At 73.1% G+C, this 19,714-nt stretch carries 17 protein-coding genes; 15 read left to right on the forward strand and 2 right to left on the reverse strand.

The window, feature by feature from the left end:
• The first annotated feature begins 2 nt into the window (after nt 1–2).
• Genes CRYAR_RS19070 through CRYAR_RS19110 form a run of 9 tightly spaced genes read left to right on the forward strand, consistent with a single transcriptional unit; the run spans nt 3 to nt 10,520 of the window.
• Nucleotides 3–944, forward strand: coding sequence for an ABC transporter permease (locus CRYAR_RS19070; RefSeq protein ID WP_035852633.1), 942 nt, complete (start codon nt 3–5; stop codon nt 942–944).
• Nucleotides 941–2,842 carry a dipeptide/oligopeptide/nickel ABC transporter permease/ATP-binding protein gene (locus CRYAR_RS19075; RefSeq protein ID WP_035852635.1) on the forward strand — a complete coding sequence of 634 codons (1,902 nt, stop codon included), beginning with the start codon at nt 941–943 and terminating at the stop codon, nt 2,840–2,842. The genes CRYAR_RS19070 and CRYAR_RS19075 overlap by 4 nt, the downstream gene beginning before the upstream one ends.
• Entirely contained in the window at nt 2,839–3,846 is a 1,008-nt protein-coding gene (locus tag CRYAR_RS19080; RefSeq protein WP_035852636.1) for an oligopeptide/dipeptide ABC transporter ATP-binding protein, read from the forward strand. Before CRYAR_RS19075 ends, CRYAR_RS19080 begins: the two co-directional genes overlap by 4 nt.
• Nucleotides 3,843–5,174 carry an alpha/beta hydrolase domain-containing protein gene (locus CRYAR_RS19085; RefSeq protein WP_051570634.1) on the forward strand — a complete coding sequence of 444 codons (1,332 nt, stop codon included), beginning with the start codon at nt 3,843–3,845 and terminating at the stop codon, nt 5,172–5,174. The genes CRYAR_RS19080 and CRYAR_RS19085 overlap by 4 nt, the downstream gene beginning before the upstream one ends.
• Nucleotides 5,161–5,988 (forward strand): alpha/beta fold hydrolase, encoded by an 828-nt coding sequence (locus CRYAR_RS19090; RefSeq protein WP_035852637.1) that lies wholly within the window; start codon nt 5,161–5,163, stop codon nt 5,986–5,988. The genes CRYAR_RS19085 and CRYAR_RS19090 overlap by 14 nt, the downstream gene beginning before the upstream one ends.
• Nucleotides 5,985–7,229 carry a CaiB/BaiF CoA transferase family protein gene (locus CRYAR_RS19095; RefSeq protein ID WP_157017892.1) on the forward strand — a complete coding sequence of 415 codons (1,245 nt, stop codon included), beginning with the start codon at nt 5,985–5,987 and terminating at the stop codon, nt 7,227–7,229. The genes CRYAR_RS19090 and CRYAR_RS19095 overlap by 4 nt, the downstream gene beginning before the upstream one ends.
• Complete coding sequence (locus tag CRYAR_RS19100) at nt 7,226–8,302, forward strand: 2-hydroxyacyl-CoA dehydratase family protein (RefSeq protein ID WP_051570636.1); 1,077 nt, start codon at nt 7,226–7,228, stop codon at nt 8,300–8,302. Before CRYAR_RS19095 ends, CRYAR_RS19100 begins: the two co-directional genes overlap by 4 nt.
• Nucleotides 8,299–9,543 (forward strand): 2-hydroxyacyl-CoA dehydratase family protein, encoded by a 1,245-nt coding sequence (locus CRYAR_RS19105; RefSeq protein WP_035852638.1) that lies wholly within the window; start codon nt 8,299–8,301, stop codon nt 9,541–9,543. The genes CRYAR_RS19100 and CRYAR_RS19105 overlap by 4 nt, the downstream gene beginning before the upstream one ends.
• A complete protein-coding gene (locus CRYAR_RS19110) occupies nt 9,540–10,520 on the forward strand; it encodes a PaaX family transcriptional regulator (RefSeq protein WP_051570637.1) in 981 nt (326 codons plus the stop codon). Before CRYAR_RS19105 ends, CRYAR_RS19110 begins: the two co-directional genes overlap by 4 nt.
• Here the strand turns inward: CRYAR_RS19110 and CRYAR_RS19115 are convergent.
• The gene (locus CRYAR_RS19115) at nt 10,489–11,169 is read right to left on the reverse strand and encodes a response regulator (RefSeq protein WP_035852639.1); all 681 of its coding nucleotides are present in this window, start codon (nt 11,167–11,169) and stop codon (nt 10,489–10,491) included. The two genes, CRYAR_RS19110 and CRYAR_RS19115, sit on opposite strands and share 32 nt — an antisense overlap.
• Nucleotides 11,166–12,305 (reverse strand): sensor histidine kinase, encoded by a 1,140-nt coding sequence (locus CRYAR_RS19120; RefSeq protein ID WP_051570639.1) that lies wholly within the window; start codon nt 12,303–12,305, stop codon nt 11,166–11,168. The genes CRYAR_RS19115 and CRYAR_RS19120 overlap by 4 nt, the downstream gene beginning before the upstream one ends.
• A 174-nt stretch (nt 12,306–12,479) precedes the next feature.
• Between CRYAR_RS19120 and CRYAR_RS19125 the strand changes: the two genes are divergently transcribed.
• The 6 genes from CRYAR_RS19125 (at nt 12,480) to CRYAR_RS19150 (ending at nt 19,694) form a co-directional block, all read left to right on the forward strand.
• On the forward strand, nt 12,480–14,531 hold the full coding sequence (locus CRYAR_RS19125; RefSeq protein WP_051570640.1) for an MMPL family transporter: 2,052 nt from the start codon (nt 12,480–12,482) through the stop codon (nt 14,529–14,531).
• Between the two features lie 54 nt (nt 14,532–14,585).
• Nucleotides 14,586–15,578 (forward strand): LacI family DNA-binding transcriptional regulator, encoded by a 993-nt coding sequence (locus tag CRYAR_RS19130; protein WP_035852641.1) that lies wholly within the window; start codon nt 14,586–14,588, stop codon nt 15,576–15,578.
• Nucleotides 15,579–15,728: 150 nt separating this feature from the next.
• Nucleotides 15,729–17,084, forward strand: coding sequence for an ABC transporter substrate-binding protein (locus CRYAR_RS19135; RefSeq protein WP_211247538.1), 1,356 nt, complete (start codon nt 15,729–15,731; stop codon nt 17,082–17,084).
• The gene (locus tag CRYAR_RS19140) at nt 17,084–17,992 is read left to right on the forward strand and encodes a carbohydrate ABC transporter permease (protein ID WP_035852642.1); all 909 of its coding nucleotides are present in this window, start codon (nt 17,084–17,086) and stop codon (nt 17,990–17,992) included. Before CRYAR_RS19135 ends, CRYAR_RS19140 begins: the two co-directional genes overlap by 1 nt.
• A complete protein-coding gene (locus tag CRYAR_RS19145) occupies nt 17,989–18,813 on the forward strand; it encodes a carbohydrate ABC transporter permease (RefSeq protein ID WP_035852643.1) in 825 nt (274 codons plus the stop codon). The genes CRYAR_RS19140 and CRYAR_RS19145 overlap by 4 nt, the downstream gene beginning before the upstream one ends.
• A complete protein-coding gene (locus CRYAR_RS19150; RefSeq protein WP_035852644.1) occupies nt 18,810–19,694 on the forward strand; it encodes an SGNH/GDSL hydrolase family protein in 885 nt (294 codons plus the stop codon). Before CRYAR_RS19145 ends, CRYAR_RS19150 begins: the two co-directional genes overlap by 4 nt.
• The last annotated feature ends 20 nt before the right edge of the window (nt 19,695–19,714 follow it).

Here is a 19,714-nt window from a genome sequence, read left to right on the forward strand (position 1 = left end):
TCATGCTCCGACTTCTCGCCAACCGGCTCGCGCTGTCGATACCGCTGCTGTTCGTCGTCTCCGTGCTGGTCTTCGGGCTCGCGTCGCTGGTGCCCGGCGACGCCGCCCGGACCATCCTCGGCGAACAGGCGACGCCGGAGGCCGTCGCCTACCTCCGGAACCAGCTCGGCCTCGACCAGCCCTGGTACGAGCGCTACGGCAGCTGGTTGGCGGGAGTCCTGCACGGTGACTTCGGCACCTCGATCCTGAGTGGCCAGGACGTCTGGACGACGCTGAACACCCGGCTCGGCGTCACGCTGTCGCTGGTGCTCACGGCCCTGGTCGTGAGCACGGTGATCGGCGTGGCGCTCGGGCTGGTCAGCGCCGTCCGCGGCGGGGTGCTCGGCCGCGTGGTCGACGTCCTGTCGCTGATCGGGCTGGCGCTGCCGAACTTCTGGATCGCGATCGTGCTGGTCTCGCTGTTCGCCGTGCAGTTCCGGCTCTTCCCGGCCACCGGGTACGTGCCGCTCTCCGCGTCACCGTCGGAGTGGATCAGTTCGCTGGCGATGCCAGTGGCCGCGCTGAGCCTGCTGGGCATCGCGATCATCGGCAAGCAGACCCGCGACTCGGTGCTCGACACGCTCGACGCCGAGTACGTCCGGGTGCTGCGGGCCAACGGCGTGTCCGAGCGGCGCATCATCTTCGTCCACGTGCTCCGCAACGCCGCGATCCCGATCGTCACCGCGATGGGTGTGGTGGCGGTGGGCATGGTCGGCGGTTCGGTCTTCATCGAGAGCGTCTTCGTCCTGCCCGGCCTGGGCAGCCTGGCCACGCAGTCGACGCTCGACCACGACCTGCCGGTGATCCTCGGGCTCGGCGTGTACTTCACCGTGCTGGTGATCGTCGTGAACGTGCTCGTCGACGTGGCGTACGGCTTCCTCAACCCGAAGGTGCGGGCCTCATGAGTACCGGAGTCGAGTCCCGTCCCGTCCGCGGCGGGCTGGTCCGCGCCGTCCTGCGGACCCCGCGCGGGGCCGTCGCGGTCGTGTTCCTCGCGGTGCTGACGGCCGCGTGCGTGTGCGCGCCGCTGCTGACCCGGTTCGGCCCGCTCGATCAGCACATCGACGCGGTCCGCGGGCTCCCGTCCGGCACCTACTGGCTCGGCACCGACGTGCTCGGCCGGGACCTGCTGAGCCGGATCCTGTTCGGCGGCCGGTCGTCGCTGCTCGGCGTCGTCGAGGCGGTGGTGGCCCACCTGCTGGTCGCGGTCCCCGCCGGCCTGGTCGCCGGTTACTTCGGCGGCCTGGTCGACCGCGCGCTGATGCGCCTGGCCGAGCTGCTGATGTCGATCCCGGCGATCATGATCCTGCTGGCCGTGCTGGCGATCTTCGGCAACAGCCTGCCGGTGGCCATGATCGCGCTGGGCGTGCTGAGCTCCGGCGGGCTGATGCGCCTGGTCCGCGGCGCCGCGCTGGTGGCCCGGGAAGAGCTGTACGTGACCGCGGCCGAGCTGATGGGCCTGTCCCGGGTGCAGGTGATGCTGCGCCACGTCCTGGGACGCTGCCGCGGCGTGATCATCGTCCAGACCTCGCTCTTCGCGGCGATCGCGCTGGGCGTGCAGACCGGCCTCACGTTCCTCGGCCTGGGGCCGCAGCCGCCCGAGCCCACCTGGGGCGGAATGGTCGCCGAGGCCGCGTCGGTGTTCAGCCAGGCCCCCTGGATGCTGGTGCCGCCGGGGACCGTCATCGCGCTCACCGTGCTGGCCTTCGGCGTGCTGGGCGACGTCGTGCGCGACGCGACCTCCGAGCGGCAGTCGGCGGCCGGCGCCGGTCGGGCCACGCGCCGGGCCGGTCGCACCGGGAACGCCGCGGCGCCCTCCGACGCTCTGCTCTCGGTGCAGGGGCTGTCGGTCGCCGTCGGCGGGGACACGCCGCTCCGGTTGCTCGACGACGTGACGTTCGAGATCGCCGCCGGTGAGGTGGTCGGCCTCGTCGGGGAATCCGGCAGCGGCAAGAGCATGACCGCGCGGGCCCTGATCGGCCTGCTGCCCACCAACTGCCTGGTCGAGTCGGGCCACGTCGTGTTCGACGGCACGGACCTGGCCGAGCTCGACGAGGCCGCCTACCGCGCGGTCCGCGGGCGCCAGATCGCGATGATCTCGCAGGAGCCGATGGGGGCGCTGGACCCCTCGTTCCGGATCGGGTCGCTCGTCGGCGAGGTCGTGCGCACGGTGGAGGGCCGGCGTGGCCGAGCCGTGCGCGACCGGGTGGTCGAGCTGCTCACGATGGTGGAGATCCCGGACGCGGCCGACGTCGCGCGCCGCTACCCGCACCAGATCTCCGGCGGCATGGCCCAGCGCGTCGCGATCGCGATGGCGCTGGCCGGTGGGCCCCGGCTGTTGATCGCCGACGAACCCACCACCGCGCTCGACGTCACGGTGCAGGCCGAGATCCTCGACCTGCTGCGCCGGCTCCAGCAGGAGAACGGGATGGCGGTGCTGCTGGTCAGCCACAACCTGGGCGTCATCGCCGACATGTGCTCCAAGGTGCTGGTGCTCTACGCCGGGCAGGTCGTCGAGCAGGCGGCGGTCGACGCGCTGTTCGCCGCGCCCGCGCACCCCTACGCGGCCGCGCTGCTGGCCTCCAGCCCGGAGAAGGCCGGGATCGGGCAGCCGATCCGCGCCATCCCCGGCACGGTGCCGGCGCCGGAGGACTGGCCGACCGGCTGCCGGTTCGCCAACCGGTGCGAGCTGGTCGAGCCGGCCTGCCGGGCCGAGGCGATCCCGCTCGTCGACGTCGGCGCCGACCATCACTCCCGGTGCATCCGGATCCCCGTGCTGCTCGAACAGGAGGCCACCCGGTGAGCACCGAACACCTGCTCCGCGTCGAGCAGCTCCAGGTGGACTACCCCGCCCCGCGGCGGCGCACGTTCCGGGCCGTCGACGCGGTCGACCTCGCGGTCCGGCCGGGCGAGACGCTCGGCCTCGTCGGCGAGTCGGGGTCGGGCAAGTCGACGATCGCCAAGGCGATCCTCGGTATCGCTCCGGTCTCCGCGGGCACGATCAGTTTCGACGGGGTGGCGCTGGACCCCGAGCGGGTGCGCCGCCGCAAGCCGGTCACCGACATCCAGGCGGTGTTCCAGGACCCCACCAGCTCGCTCGACCCCAGCAAGACGGTGGGCTACACCGTCGCCGAGCCCCTGCTGGCGCAGCTCGACCGGGAACGCCGGAAGGCCGGGCCGGGGGAGGTGCGCGACCGGGTCGCCGCGATGCTCGAGCGCGTCGGGCTGGGCGGGACCGCCGCCGCGCGGTACCCGGCCCAGTTCTCCGGCGGGCAGCGTCAACGCATCGCGATCGCCCGGGCGCTGATCGTCGACCCGCGGCTCGTGGTCTGCGACGAGGCGGTCAGCGCGCTCGACCTGTCGATCCAGGCGCAGGTGCTCAACCTGCTCGGCGACATCCGGGCCGAGCGCGGGATCAGCTACCTGTTCATCTCCCACGACCTGCAGGTCGTCGAGCACCTCGCGGACACCGTGGTCGTGCTCTACCGCGGCCGGGTGATGGAGTCCGGTCCGGCGGCGGCGATCCACCGCAGCCCGGAACATCCGTACACCCGCGCGCTGCTGGCCGCGTCGCCGGTGCCCGACCCGGTGCTCCAGCGGGAGCGCCGTGCCGCCCGCGAGGCCTACCGGGGCACGCCCGCGCGCGCCGATGCGCTGGGGGAGAGCTGCGCGTTCCGGCACCGCTGCCCGTTCGCGGTCGAGCGCTGCGCGCAGGAGCGTCCGGCGCTCCGGGCGACCGCGGGAGGCAGCGTCGCGGCCTGCCACCGCATCGGCGAGCTGCCCGACCTCCGGCCGGTGGTCGCATGACGGTCACCGCGCTGGAGCTGCTCCCGGCCGGACCCCCCGGCGCCGGCCCGGCGCTGGGTCTCGCGGCCGCCGGCTACCGCGAGGAGGAGTACCTGGTCCGCGGCGTCGCCGACGAATGGGGATACGACGCGTCCGGCCGGGCCGAGCTCCGGCGCCGGGACGTGCCCTACACGACCCGGTTCGTGCTGCGCCGCCCGGCCGACGACGACCGGTTCAACGGCGTGCTCCAGGTCGAGCCGCTGCACCCCGAGTACGACGCGGCGCTGACCTGGCAGGCCCTGCACGGCTGGATCCTGCGCACCGGCGGCGCGTGGGCCGGCGTCACCCAGGACTTCCGCCTGGCCGAGTGGCTGCGCACCGACGTGGACGCGGAGCGCTACGGCGAGCTGTCGATCCCGGCGGCCAACCTCCGGTACGAGATCGTCGCGGACGTCGCCGAGGCGCTCCGGGGCGAGGGCTGGGGCGCGCGGGCCCGTACCTACCTCTCGGGCTGGTCGATGACCGGGAGCTTCGGCCGGGTCTTCCTCGGCGACGGCTTCCACGCGCGCCGGCGACTCGCCGGTGGTGCACCGGTCTTCGACGGGTACGTGATCGGCATCTCGTCCGGCGGGGCCGGGGCGTCGGGCTACCCGGGGCTCTCCGACGAGTGGGAGGTGCCGGCCGACGATCCGCGCCGGACCATCGCCGACCACGATGTCCCGGTCGTGGAGCTGCTCAGCGAGCTGGAGTCCGAGACGCACGAACCCCACCTCCGGCCCGACGGCGACCGGTACCGGCTCTACCAGGTCGCGGGCACCGCGCACGACGCGCTGGGACCGCGGCCGGGCGGCACCGCGGCGATCCCGATCGTGGAGCGACCCTCCAACGCCCGGCTCGACCTGATCGCCCGGGCGGTGTTCGCGCGGCTCGACGACTGGGTCCGCGACGGCGTCGCGCCGCCGCACGCCGACCGGTTCACCTACGACGACGACCACCGGCCGGCCCGGGACGCCGAGGGCAACGTGCTCGGCGGCGTCCGGACACCGTGGATCGACGAGCCGCTGGCCCGCTACGTCCCGCACAGCACACCGGCGGTCACCGAGGTCACGCCCTCGCCCTGGTCCCCGGTCGCCGATCCGCAGCTGATGGCCTGGCTCCGCGGTCACCTGGTCCCGCTCGATCCGCCGGTCCTGGCCGGCCGGTACGCGTCGGCCGAGGACTACCTCGCCCGGTACGCCGCCCGGTGCCGCGCGCTCGTCGAGGACGGGTTCCTCCGCTGGGAGGACACCGAGACGCTGCTCGCCACCGCCACCGCTCAATTCCTGGAGTGCCCCCGTGCCCTACCTTGATGTGTCCGGAACGAAGCTCTGGTACGACGAGCACGGAACCGGCACGGACGTCGTCCTCTCGTGCGCGATGGGCTTCAGCGGCTACCCCGCGGTGCTCGCCGACCCCCCGATCGGCGCGCGGGTGTTCGCGCTGCAGGCCCGCGGTTTCGGCCGCTCGGACCACCAGTCGCAGCCGCCGGAGCAGGGCTGGCTCGACCAGTGGGGCGACGACGTGCTGGCGCTGGCCGACCACGTCGGCGCCGAGCGGTTCGTCTACACCGGCGTGTCGCACGGCGCCGGGATCGGCTGGCACCTGGCCCGCCGGGCCCCGGAACGGCTGCGCGCGCTGATCTCGGTGGTGGGCACCCCGCACGACCGGAACGGCGACACGTCGTCCTCGGCCGGACGCCGCTCGGTGATCGAGAACCGGGGGAACCTCGCGGAGATCGAACGGCAGTTCCGCCGCCTCGGCGGGGAGACCGACACCCCCGGGCGCGCCGCGATCCGGGACCGGACGATCGCCGCGATCCTCCGCAGGCAGGAGAGCTTCACCGACGACGAGGCCCGGATCAACCAGGGCATGCCGTTCCCGGAGGCGACGACCAACGACGCCGTGGCCGCGATCCTGCGCGGCATCGACCTGCCGGTGCTCATCCTCGCCGGGATGCGCGACGGCGTGATCTCGCCCGAGTCGACGCTGCGCGCGGCGCGCAGCGTCCCGCGGGCCAAGGCCGTCCTCTTCGAGGACGAGGGCCACTTCGTCGCCGAGGAGCGTCCGGAGCGGCTGGTGCGGGAGATCGCGGTCTTCCTCGACGAACTGGAGGCGACGCGGTGATCGCGGGCGACAAACCACTGCGCGGACGGATCGTGCTCGACCTCACCACGGCGCTGGCCGGCCCCTACGCCACGCTGCTGCTGGCCGGGCTGGGCGCGACCGTGATCAAGATCGAGAACCCGGCGACCGGCGGCGACAGCTCACGCAACAACGCCCCCTACCTGGGCGCGGACGGGCTCCGAATGGACCGGGGGAGCGCCGAGGACATGTCGGTCTCGCTGATCGGCCGGGCCCGCAACAAGCAGAGCATCACGCTCAACCTCAAGCAGCCGGCGGCCCGCGAGGTGTTCCTCGACCTCGTCCGGCACGCCGACGTCGTCGTCGAGAACTACGCGGCCGGCACCGCCGACCGGCTCGGCATCGGCTACTCCGCGTGCCGCGAGGTCAACGCGTCGATCATCTACGCGGCGATCAGCGGCTTCGGGGCGCAGGGCGCACCGGGCTCGGGCAAGGCCATGGACTCGATCATCCAGGCGCTCAGCGGCGTGATGTACACCTCCGGTGAGCCCGACAGCGACCCGGTCCGGGTCGGCCTGCCGATCGCCGACCTGCTGGCCCCGCTGTTCGCGGTGATCGGCGTCCTGTCGGCGATCGTCGAGGTCGAGCAGAGCGGGGTCGGCCAGCAGGTCGACGTCTCGATGCTCGGCGCGCTGACGTCGCTGCTCTCGATCGAGCCGTTCGACGCGTTCGAGCTGCTGGGGGCGCCGACGCGCACCGGCCGCACGCTGCCGCGCCTGGCTCCGTTCGGCATGTTCCCGGCCAAGGACGGCTGGGTGGCGCTCTGCGCGCCCACCGACACGTTCGCCGCCGGGGTGTTCCGCGCGATGGGAACGCCCGAACTCGCCGAGGATCCCCGCTTCCGCACCCGCGACCAGCGGGTGGGGAACTCCACCGAACTGCACGCGCGGCTCGACGAGTGGACCGGCACGCGCACCAGGGACGAGATCGTGGCGGTGCTGGCCGAGCACGGCGTCCCGGCGGCGCCGGTGCGGGCACCGGCCGAGGCGATCCACGACGGGCTGGTGCGGCAGCGCGGCGAGGTCGTCGACCTCGAGCACCCGGCGTACGGCCCCACCGGCACGGTGTCCGGGCCCGGCCTGCCGATCCGGTTCTCCGAGTCGGCGGCCGGCTTCGATCTGCCTGCCCCCCGCCTGGGCGAGCACACCGACGACATCCTGCGTGAGCTGCTCGGCTACGACGGCGACCGGATCACCGGCCTCCGGGAGAGCGGCGCGCTGTGACCGTGCTCGACACCCTCGACACGGCCTACACCGACCGGTTCGCGCGCGCCCGGGCCTGGCGCGCGGACGGCGGGACCGTGGTCGGCTACGTCGGGGCCGACACCCCGGTCGAGCTGGTCACCGCGGCCGGTGCGCTGCCGGTGCGGTTGTCCGGCCGCCCGGGGCGTCCGCTCGGCCACGCGCGCGAGTACCTGGGCGCCGGCGTCGACCCGGCCACGCTGAGCATCCTCGCCGGGCTGCTCGACGAGGCGCACCCGCTCGACCTGCTGCTCGTCTCGCACGACAGCGAAGCGTCGCTGCAGCTGTTCTACGCCCTGCGTGAGCTCCGCCGGCTCGGGCTCGAGCCGCAGCTCCCGCCGACCTGGCTGGTCGACGTCCTGCACCTGCCGCACCGCAGCACCGCGACGTACAACCTGGTCCGGCTGCGCGAGCTCCGCAGCCGCCTCGAGCGGTTCGCCGGCGCCACGATCGACGCCGACGCGCTGGCCGCCGCGGTCGCGACCCACGAGGAGATCCGCTCGGCCCGGCGCGTGCTGGCGACCCTGCGCGCCCCCGGCCGCCGGGCGCTGACCGGCGTCGAGGCGCTCACGCTCGTCGGTGCGGGCAGCACGCTGCCGGCCGGCGAGTACCTGCCGCTACTGCGCGCCGCGCTGGCCGAGCTGGCCGGGCGCGCGCCGCGGCCCGGCGTCCCGCTGCTGCTCACCGGAAGCGCGCACGACGAGCCCGGGGTCTACCGCAGCCTCGAGGACGACGGCTGGCTGATCGTCGGCGAGGACCACAGCTGGGGCGACGGCGCGGGCGAACCCCCGCTGACGCCGCCGACGCTGGAGGGCCTGGCCGAGTGGTACCAGGGCCGGACCGTCTCCGAGGCCGCCCCGGCCGCGGTGGCCAGGACCGGAGCCGAGGGCGTGCTCAGTTACGCCCGCACGCACGACGACGCTCCACTGTGGGATTTCCGCGCGCTGGCCGCGGCCGTGCCGGTACCGGCCGCGCTCGTCGCCGGGCAGGAGTACGGCACGGTCGACCTGGCGGCCGTGCGGGCGGAACTGAAAGACGGAGGGGGTCCGCGATGACCGATCGTCCCGCCTCGGCCCGGGCCGCGCTGGACCACCAGCGGTCCTGGTTCGCCGACGTCCAGCGCCGGGCCGCCGACGGCGAGCCGATCGTGCTCGCGAACGCCGACGCGCCGCAGGAGATCTTCCGCGCGATGGACGTTCCCTACGTCGTCAACCAGTGGTGGGCCTCGATCATCGGGGCCAAGCGGCTCTCCGGTGCCTACCTGAGCCGCCTGCGTGGCCTCGGCTTCCCCGACACCAGCGAGCAGTACAACTCGCTGGCGCTGGCCGGCCTGCTCGGCCCGGACGCCGACGGCGGCCCCTGGGGCGGGTTGCCGCGCCCGTCGCTGGTCGTCGCGGAGACCTCGGGCGACGTCCTGCACAAGGTCTTCGGAGCCTGGGAGTCCGAGCTCGGGGTGCCGTACTACGCGTTCGAGAGCGCCGCCGAGCCGGAGGTTCCGGTCAACTGGTGGGAGCTGATGCCCGACCGCTGGGAACAGGCGATCGGCCCGGCCCGGATCGACCTGATGAGCGAGGAACTGCTCGGCCTGATCCGGCACGTCGAGACGCTGACCGGGCGCACCCTGCGCCAGTCCCGGCTGCGCGAGGTCATGCGGCTGTCCAACGAGCAGGCCGAGTGGAACCGCCGCACCCGCGACCTGCTCGCGAGCGCCCGGCCGTGCCCGGTCCGGGTCAGCGACGTCATCCCCAGCGTGATGATCCCGCAGTGGCACCGGGGCACGCAGTGGGCCGTGGACGCGGCCGAGCGGCTCTACTCCGAGGTGCGCGAGCGGGTCGAGGCCGGCGCCGGTGCGGCGGCCGAGCCGGAGCGGCTGCGTCTGATGTGGATCGGCCGCGGCCTCTGGCACGACATGGACTTCTACCGCCGGTTCGAGCGCTCCCACGGGGCCGTCTTCGTCTGGTCGATGTACCTGGCGCTCGCGGCCGACGCCTACGCCCGCTACGGCGACGATCCGCTGCGCGCGCTGGCCGCCCGGTTCTGCGCGTTCCACGACCAGATGTACACGCCGCCGTGGAGCGGGGAGTGGTACACGAAGGAGGCGCGGTCGCACGGCGTCCACGGGGTCGTGCACCTGGTCAGCGCCGACTCGAGCAACGCCTGGGCGACGAGCCGGTGCCTGCGCGACGCCGGCTTCCCGGTGCTGGAGATCGAGCTGGAGAACGCCGACGCCCGCGCCTACGACGCCGACGAGGTCAACGGCCGGATCGAGCGCTGGCTGGACGGGCTCGCCTCGTGACGGCCGAGGAGATCGACGGCGGCTTCCGGTTGCCCCGGGCCCAGGGTGGCCCCAACCCGCAGCACCTGTTCGTCACGCTGTTCGGCGACTACTGGTGGGCCCGCAGCGAGCACCTGCCCTCGGCCGGGCTGGTCGCGCTGGCCGAGGAGTTCGGCATCTCCGCGGCGTCGGCCCGCGCGGCGCTGAGCCGGCTCCGGCGGCGCAACCTGCTGTCGGCCTCGAAGGTCGGCCGCCACACCTACTACGGCCTGGCGCCCACGACCCGCCAGACGATCGTCGAGGGCGGGGCGCGCATCCTCTCGTTCGGCACCGACGATCAGGCCGAGTGGGACGGCACCTGGCTGGTCGTGGCGTTCTCGATCCCGGAGGACCAGCGCGACGTCCGCCACACGCTGCGCACCCGCCTGCGCTGGCTCGGGTTCGCCTGCCTCTACGACGGGGTGTGGGTGTCGGCCGGTGGCGACGCGTCCGGGGCGGACGCCAAGGCCGTCGTGCGCGAGTGCGGCATCCGCGACGCGAGCGTGTTCCGCGCGACGAGCCTCGACGCGGTCGGCGAGGACGCCGGGCGGCACCCGCTCTCGGCCTGGGACCTCGACCACCTGAGCGCGGTGTACCAGGACTTCATCGACCGCTTCGAGCCGCTCTACCAGCGCATCCTGGACGGCGACATCCGGTCGAGCGAGGCGCTGGTGGAGCGCACCGCGGTGATGGACGTGTGGCGTTCGTTCCCCGGTCTCGACCCCGGTCTGCCCAGCCAGGTGCTGCCGTCGGGATGGCCGCGGCACCGCGCCCGCGAGGTGTTCTCGAGCGTCTACGACTCGCTCGGGCCGCTGGCGCAGGTCCGCTTCCAGCACATCCTGTCGCGCTACGCCCCGGGCCTCGCGCCGCTCGTCGATCACCACCTGACGACGTCCGGGCCGATGGTTCCCGAGTTGGCGGCCGACCTCACCGGTCAGGTAGGGCATCTCCCGGCGTGACCAGCTGGTGCTGGTAGGCGAAGACGACGAGCTGCGCCCGGTCGCGGGCCCGCAGCTTGATCATCGTGCGGTTGATGTGCGTCTTCACGGTCAGCGTGGACAGGTGCAGGCGGCCGGCGATCTCGTCGTTGGACAGTCCGTGCGCGACCAGAAGCAGGATCTCCTTCTCCCGCGCGGTGACGAGTGCGAGTTCGGGGAGCGGGTCCACCGGCGGCTCCACGTACCGGATCAGCCGGCTGATCAACCCGCTGGTGGCCCGCGGCGAGAGCAGGGCCTCCCCGCCGGCGACGACCCGGATGGCCTGCACCAGGTCGCCCGGCGCGACGTTCTTGCCGAGGAAGCCGCTCGCGCCGGCCCGGAGGGCACGCAGCACGTTGTCGTCGTCGTCGAACGTGGTGAGGACGAGCACGCGCACCCCGGCCAGCCGGGGGTCGGCGCCGATCCGGCGGGTGGCCTCGATGCCGTCCAGGTGCGGCATCCGGATGTCCATCAGCACGACGTCGACCCGGGTGCGGTGACAGAGCTCGAGTGCCTCGTTGCCGTCGGCCGCCTCGCCCACCACCTCCAGGTCCGGCGCCGTCCCGATGATCATCGCGAAGCCGGCCCGGATGAGCGCCTGGTCGTCGGCGAGCAGGACCCGGATACTCACGTCATCCCTTCGAGAACGCGGCCGGCCGGTAATTCGGCCCGCACCCGGTAGCGGCCGTCGGCGAGCGGGCCGATCGTGATCGTCCCGTCGGCGGCCTCGGCCCGCTCCCGCATGCCGATCAGCCCGAGACCGGAGCCGGAGCGGCGTTCGTCCGGCCGGGCCATCCGGCTGGTGACCTCGATGCTCACGGTATCGGCGCGGTAGCCGACCTCCAGCGTCGCCTCTCCCTCGCCGTGCCGGTGGGCGTTGGTCAGCGCCTCCTGCACGATCCGGTACGCGGCCAGGCTGACGATGGCCGGCAGCGGCCGGGCCGTACCGTGCTCGTGGAAGCGGACGCCGAGCCCCGCGGTACGCAGACCGGCCAGCAGCTCCGGGAGGCGGTCCAGGCCGGGCGCGGGTTCGGTGCTGCTGATCTCGTCCGGGTCACGCAGGACGCTGACCACCGACTTGATCTCCTCCAGGACGGTGTCGGCCGCGGTGCGGATGTGCTCGAGCACGGGCCACACCCGGTCGGGCTCGTCGCGGAGCGCGTGGCCGGCCGCGCCGGCGTGCACGCTGATCACCGTGATGTGGTGGGCGACGACGTCGTGCAGTTCCCGGGCGATGCGCAGGCGCTCGTCGATGACCCGGCGGCGCGCCTCCTCCTCGCGGTTCAGCTCGGCCTGCCGCGCCCGCTCGGTGACCTCGGCGACGTACGCGCGGCGCATCCGGATCGAGTCGCCGATCGCGGCGCCGCCGAAGACGAACGAGAACGTGGTCAGCTGGTCGGTCGTCCACCAGTCGGTGGTGTAGACCACCGAACCGGCCACCATCATCGAACCCCAGACCAGTAGCGCGTAGCTCCACGGACGCCGGTGCGCGCTCCACACCGCGGCCGAGTACGTGAACATCCCCGCGACGACGAAGAACCCGTCCGGGGGACGCCCCACCGCGATCACCGAGACGCCGATCACGATCGCGGCCAGCAGCGCGGGCACCGGGTAGCGGCGCCGGGCCAGGAGCGGGAGGGCGCAGACCACGGAGAGCGCCATCGTCGCCGGTCGCACCGAGTGGTACCCGACGAACAGCACGGTCAGCACGCCCGCCACCGTCATCACGACGTCGCTGAGCGGGCCGCGGTACCGGTCGAGGGACATGCGACGACGGTAGAGCGGCCGGCCCGTTCCCTCGACCTGTTCACGCAGTACGGGGCCGCGCCGGGATACCGCGTTCGCAGTACGCGACGGCCTGCGCTGACCGGACGACACCGTGGGCGCTTCCCGCGACCGTGTAGCGACCCCGATCGGGGCCGCGGTCGAAGGAGGACTCCCGTGGAGAGCGTGTTGTACCGGCTGGGGCGGGCGTGCTTCCGCCGCCGCCGACTGACTTTGGCCGTCTGGGCCGCCGTGCTCGTCGTGCTCGGCGTCGGCGCGGCCACCCTGTCCGGCCCCACCGACGACGCCGTGTCGCTGCCCGGCACCGAGTCGTGGCGGGCGCTGGACGTCGTCGACGAGGAGTTCGGTGAGAGCACCTCGGCCCGGGTGGTCTTCACCGCGCCCGGCGGCGCGGCGCTGACCGGCCCCGACCGGCAGTCGGCGGTGCGTGCCGCGGTCGCCGCCCTGCGCGACGCGCCCCAGGTCGCGGAGGTCAGCGATCCGTACCAGGCCGGGACGGTGGCCCCGGACGGGCGGACCGCGTACGCCACCGTCACCTACCCCGGGCCCGCCACCGACGTGGGCGCGGACTCCCGGGCCGCGCTCCGCGAGGCCGGCGACACCGCGCGGCGAGCGGGCCTGGACGTCGAGTACGCCGGCGAGGTCACCGAGACCGAGGAGGCGTCGAGCGGCACCGAACTGCTCGGTCTCGCCGTTGCCGCCGTGATCCTGCTCGTCACGTTCCGGTCGGTGGTCGCCGCCGGGCTGCCGCTGCTGACCGCGATCGTCGGCGTCGTCGCCGGCACGCTCGGCATCTCGATCGCCACCGGCTTCCTCGACCTGCCCTCGAACACCGCGGCCCTGGCCACCATGCTGGGCCTGGCCGTCGGAATCGACTACGCGCTGTTCCTGCTCTCGCGCTACCGGCACGAGCTCGCGGCCGGCCGCGACGGCGAGGAGGCCGCCGGCCGGGCGGTGGGGTCGGCCGGTACCGCGGTCGTGTTCGCCGGTCTGACGGTCGTCATCGCGCTCGCCGCGCTCGCCGTGGTGGGCATCCCGCTGCTGGCCGCGATGGGCGTCGCCGCGGCCGGCACGGTCGCCGTCGCGGTCGTGCTCAGCCTGACGTTGCTGCCGGCGCTGTTCGGCGTCGCCGGCCGCCGGATCGGGCCCCGGGCCGGGGCCGGCGGGCGGGGCGAACGGTGGACGCGCTCGGTGGTCGGGCACCGCGTCGTCGCATCGCTGGGCTGCGCCGTCGTGGTCGGGCTCCTCGCGGTACCGGCTCTCGACCTGCGCACGGCGCTGCCCGATGCCGGGAGCGCCCCGGCCGGCTCCACCCAGCGCGCCGCATACGACCAGCTCGCCGCGGCGTTCGGCCCCGGGGTCAACGGGCCGCTGCTCGTCGTGGTCCAGGGCGCCGACGTCGCCGCCCCGAGCGCGCGGGCGCACCGGTTCGTCGCCGGTCTGGAGGGGGTCGTGGTGGCCACGCCGCCCACCGCGAACCGGGCCGGGGACACCGCGATGTTCTCCGTCGTCCCGGCGACCGCGCCGACCAGCGACGCGACCAGGGATCTCGTGCACGCGATCCGGGCCGACCGGGCCGGGCTCAGCGCGGCCTCCGGCGGAGCGACGCTGGCGGTGACCGGCCGGACCGCGATCGACATCGACGTGTCCGAGAAGGTCAACCGGGCGCTCCGGCCGTACCTGGCGATCGTCCTCGGGCTCGCGTTCGTGCTGCTGACCGTGATGCTGCGCAGCATCCTGATCCCGATCAAGGCGGTCCTGGGCTTCCTGATGTCGGTGGCCGCGTCGTTCGGGGCGCTGGTGCTGGTCTTCCCGAGCCCGCTCGACAGCTTCCTCCCGATCTTCCTGGTCGGGGTCCTGTTCGGCCTGGCCATGGATTACGAGGTCTTCCTCGTCACCCGCGTCCGCGAGGAGCACCTGCGCGGCGCCCCGCCGGACGACGCGGTCGTCACCGGGACGGGGTACAGCGCCCGGGTCGTCACCGCCGCCGCCCTGATCATGATCAGCATCTTCGCGAGCTTCGTCCCGTCCGACGACGGCATCATCCGGACGCTGGGCTTCGGCCTCGCGGTCGGCGTCGCGGTCGACGCGCTGCTCATCCGGATGACGCTCGGCCCGGCGGTGTTGTCGCTGTTCGGCCGGGCGGTGTGGTGGCTGCCGCAGTGGTTGGCGAGGTTCCTGCCGAACGGTGGTGTTCGCCACCTATAGAGTGCTTCTGATAAAACACTTCTAGGGACACGACCGGCGGTAAGCGAGGCGACGTTGGGGGCGGACCACCGGGTCACAATCTACGAGGTCGCCGAGCGCGCGCAGGTCAGCATCTCGACGGTCTCGAACGTGCTGAACAAACCCGACCGGGTCAGCCCGGCCACCCGGGCCCGCGTGCTCGCCGCCGCCGACGAGCTCGGCTTCGTGCCGAAGGCGCAGGCGGTCAGCCTCGCGCGGCGGACCACCGGGCGGATCGGCGTGATGGCCCCGTTCACCGCGTACGGGTCGTACCTGCGCCGGTTGGCCGGGGTGCTGTCGGCCGCGGCCGAACTGGAGATCGACGTCGTCGTGTTCGACCACGAGTCGGCCGCGTCGGCGTCGTCGCCGGTCCTGGCGAGCATGCCGATCCACGGGAGGCTGGACGGGCTGATCGTGATGGGCCTGCCGATCGAGGACGCGATCGCCGAGCGGCTGCGCGAGCGGCGGCTGGCGACGGTGGTGGTCGACGCCGGCAGCGCCCTGTTCAGCCGGGTCATGGTCGACGACAACGAGGGGGGCCGGCTGGCCGCGGCGCACCTGCGCGACCGGGGGCACCGCCGCGTCGGGTACCTGCTGGAGGCCCAGGCCTCGGACTACGAGTCGCAGGCGATCAAGCGGCTGGCCGGCTTCGAGCAGGTGCTGACCGCGGCCGGCGGCGAGGTCGTGGTGGCGACCAGCGAGAACTCGGTCGACGGCGCCCGGCGGGCGGCGTCCGCCCTGCTGGGGGCCGCGAACCGGCCGACCGCCGTGATGGCCCACCACGACCTGCTCGCGGTCGGGGTGCTCCTGGCCGCGCGCGACCGAGGGCTGCGCGTCCCGGCGGACGTGGCCGTGATGGGCTTCGACGACGGCGAGAGCGCGACCGCGGCCGACCTGACCACCGTCCGCCAGCCGTTCGAGGAGTCGGGCCGTGCGGCGCTGAACATCCTCCTCGGGCACGTCGACGGCTCGCGCGTCCGGTCGACGACGGTGCTCGACGTCCAGGTGATCGAGCGCTCCACGACCTGAACACGCTGGTGCGATACCGGCGTGGGTCGGTCGTCGTCGTTGATAAAAGTGCTTTTATAGAAACGCTTGACAGCGTATCGCGCGATGCGGTTTCGTGCTTGTTACGCGAGCGCGGCGTGTTCCCCGCTCTTCCTTCCCTGGAGGCCTGACGTGGCTTACAGATCCATCCGTCGACCGTGGCTCGCCGCCCTGACTCTCACCGGGCTCCTCGCGGCCGCCGCCTGCAGCGCGCCCGGGGGAGACGGCGGCAACACCGAGGCGAGCGCCAGTGCGGCGCCGGTGACCAACGCGACCTGCGGCACCGACCCGATCACGATGGAGGGGTACTTCGAGACCGGCTTCCCGCTGCCGAAGGCCCTCACCGCCGAGTTCACCAAGCAGTTCCCGAACGTCACCTGGGACATCCGCGAGGACCAGTTCGCGGTGATCACCCAGAACGCGCCGCGGGTGCTGGCCGACGACCCGCCGGACCTGATGCGCCTGCCGCAGGTCTCCGAGCTCACCAAGGACGGCCTGCTCAAGAACCTCGACGGGTACGCCAAGGGCTTCGGCTGGGACAAGTGGCCGGCCTCGCAGCTCGAGCAGATGCGGGTGACCGCGAGCGGCGAACGGGGCGACGGCCCCCTCTACGCGATGGGCCTGAACTTCAGCATGACCGGCGTCTTCTACAACAAGAAGCTCGCCGCGCAGATCGGCATGACCCAGCCGCCGACCACGCTGGCCGAGTTCGACGCGGTGCTGCAGAAGGCCAAGGCCGCCGGGCTGGTGCCGATCAACCAGTTCAACGGCGGCGCGACCGGCGGCCTGGCGTTCCCGCTGCAGAACCTGATGGCCGCGTACGGTGATCCGGCCGCGATCAACGACTGGATCTACCAGAAAGCCGGCGCCACCATCGACACGCCGACGAACCTGCAGGCCACCCAGCACCTCCAGCGCTGGCTGAAGGCCGGCTACTTCGCGCCCGACATCAACTCGCAGGACTACGCGACGATGATGAGCCGCTTCATCGGCGGCAAGAACCTGTTCATCTTCGACGGCGACTGGGAGTCGGGCAACCTCGACAAGCAGATGGCCGGCAACGTCGGCTTCTTCCTGATGCCCTCGGCGAAGGCCGGCGGCACGCAGGCCGCGATGTCCGCCCCGCTGACGTTCGGCATCGGCAGCAAATCGAAGAACGCCGACTGCGCCGCGTTCTTCCTCAACTGGGTCGCCACCAACCAGCAGGCCCGCGACATCGACGTGAAGGTCGGCGGATCGCACCCGATGGGCCCGGCCGACGCCTACATGCCCGCGGTCGCGAAGGACACCGTCACCGCGGCCACGCTCGACGCCGGCGCCACCATCGGCGAGGACAACGGCGCGATGGACTTCATCGCCAACGCCACCGGCGCGATCTACGCGAAGAGCTGGACCCCGCAGCTGCAGAAGCTGGCCGCCGACCAGCAGACGCCCGAGGAACTGCTGAAGTCGGTGCAGAAGGACTACGAGAGCCAGGTCAAGCGCTGATGGCGCAACCTGTCACCGGGCGGCGCGCACGAGCGCGCCGCCCGCGGCGCTCCTGGGTGGGGTGGCTGTTCGCCGCACCCGCGGTGCTCGTCTACGCCACGTTCGTGCTGCGCCCGCTGCTGCTCACCGTGCAGTACTCGTTCTACGAGTGGAACGGGATCGGCGCGAGCACGTGGGTGGGCCTGGACAACTACCGGCGCCTGGTGACCGACCCGGAGCTGTTCGCGACGATCCTGCACGCGCTCGAGCTGATCCTGTTCTTCAGCCTGATCCCGGTGCTGCTGGGGCTGTTCGTCGCGGCCGCGATCCGGGGCATCGCCACCAGCCGCCTGGCCACCGTGGCCCGCACCGTGCTCTTCCTGCCCCAGGTCATCCCGCTGGTGGCGGCCGGCATCATGTGGAGCTGGCTGCTCTCGTCCACCGGTCTGGTCAACGCGCTGCTCTCCGGCGTCGGGCTCGACCGGGTGACCCGGGCCTGGCTCGGCGACTTCGACACCGCGCTGCCGGCCGTCGGCATCATCGGGGCCTGGGTGCTGGTCGGCCTGTGCACGCTGCTGCTGCTCGCGGGCATGAGCAAGATCGACCCCGCGCTCTACGAGGCGGCCCGCCTGGACGGCGCCGGCCCGATCCGCGAGTTCGTCTCGATCACGCTGCCGAGCCTCCGCCAGGAGATCGGCGTGTGCGTCACGGTCACCGTGATCGCGGCGCTCGCGAGCTTCGACATCATCTTCGTTTCCACCCAGGGCGGTCCCGGCGGGGCCACGTCGGTACCGGGCCTGGAGATCTACTACCTCGCGTTCTCCGAGCGCGAGATCGGCATGGCCTCGGCCCTCGCCGTGACCCTGGTGGTGCTCGTGCTCGCCTGTGTCCTGCCCATCCAGCGCTTCACCCGGGACGGTTCGCGGTGATCGTCAAGCGGGGGGAGACGGTGACCGGGCGCGTCCTGCTCGTGCTGCTGATGGCCGTCACCATCATCCCGTTCGTCAGCCTCTTCGTCACCGCGCTGCACCCGTCGGGCACCTACCCGTCCGGGCTGGCCTGGCCCGAGAGCCCGCAGTGGGGCAACTTCGTCGACGCGTTCCAGGTCGCGAACATGGGCGCGCTGCTGGTCTCCAGCGGCCTGATCGTGCTCGGCGTCGTGCCGATCTCGCTGGTGTTCGGCACCATGGCCGGCTTCGCGTTCGGCCACCTGCGGATGCCCGGCCACCGGATCGGGTTCCTCGCGTTCGTCCTCGGCCTCACGCTGCCGTTCGAGGGCATCATCACGCCGCTCTACTACCAGGTCCGCGACCTCGGGCTGCTCAACACCCGGTGGGCGATCATCCTCCCGCTGATCGGCCTGTTCATGCCGTTCTCGGTGGTGTGGATGCGGGCCCACTTCACCACGATGCCCGAGGAGCTCTCGGAGGCCGCCCGCATCGACGGCGCGAGCACCTGGCAGCTGTTCTGGCGGGTGCACGTCCCGCTGGCCATGCCCGCCCTCTCGTCGCTGGCGATCCTGCTGTTCCTCTGGACGTGGAACCAGTTCCTGCTGGCCATCGTGCTCGTCGACGACCCGGCCAAGCGGACGATGGCCGGTGCGCTCGGCGCGTTCCAGGGGCAGTGGGGCACCAACATCCCGCTGCTCTGCGCCGGAGCGCTGCTGATCCTCGTCCCGACGCTCGCGGTGTTCCTCGTCTTCCAGCGTCGTTTCGTCGCGGCGCTGCTCCAGGGCTCGAGCAAAGGGTGATCAACACCAGCGTCTACACCGACGAACAGCGCCGCCACTTCCTGCGCTACACCCGCACCCGGCAGTGGCCGATGCTCGGGCGCTTCCCGGTCGCGGCGCCCCGGCACACCGAGCTGCTCGCGGGCATGCTCTCGTGCCCGGTCGCGGTCGTCGAGGACCTGATCGCGTCGCTGGCGGACGAGGCGCGGGCCACGGCGGCGGAGCTGCTGCGCGACGAGACCTACCGGGCCGCGCTCGGGTCGCTGCCGTACCGGCCCGGCGACCGGGTCGTCGCCGTCGGCGACTCGATCACCGCCGACCGGCTCGGCTGGTTCGAACTGCTCCGGACCTCGCTCGAGCTCGGCGGCGCCGACGGCCCCACGCTGGTGAACCTGAGCGTGAGCGGCGACACGACCGCCGACGTGATCGAACGGTTCGACCTGCTGCAGGCGGCCGAGCCGAGCCGGGTGCTGCTCATGCTCGGCACCAACGACGCCCGCGCGCACGGGCGGGCCGGCGGCTACCGGATGGCCACCACCGCGGAGACCGGGCGCAACCTGCGCGCGCTGCGCCACCTGATCACCCGCGACCTCGGCGCGGACGTCACGATGATCACCCCGACCGCGGTCGACCAGGCCCGGGTCGACGCGACGTTCGCCGACGCCCCCGTGCACTGGAGCGCGTCCGCGGTGGCCGAGATCGCGGCCGCCGTCCGGGACACCGACCCCGGCGCGGTCGACCTGCACGAGGCCACGCGCACCGCGGCGCCGGGCCACCTCCAGGACGACGGGGTCCACCCGACCGTGGCCGGGCAGCGGTTCATCCTGACCCACCTGCTCGAACACCTCGCCGCGCCGACGCGCCACGGGAGCGGTTGGGGGGCGGCCGCCCCCTCGTCTTGATCCGGGGGCGCACGCGCCGA

The sequence above is a fragment of the Cryptosporangium arvum DSM 44712 genome, assembly GCF_000585375.1.
Classification (GTDB): domain Bacteria; phylum Actinomycetota; class Actinomycetes; order Mycobacteriales; family Cryptosporangiaceae; genus Cryptosporangium; species Cryptosporangium arvum.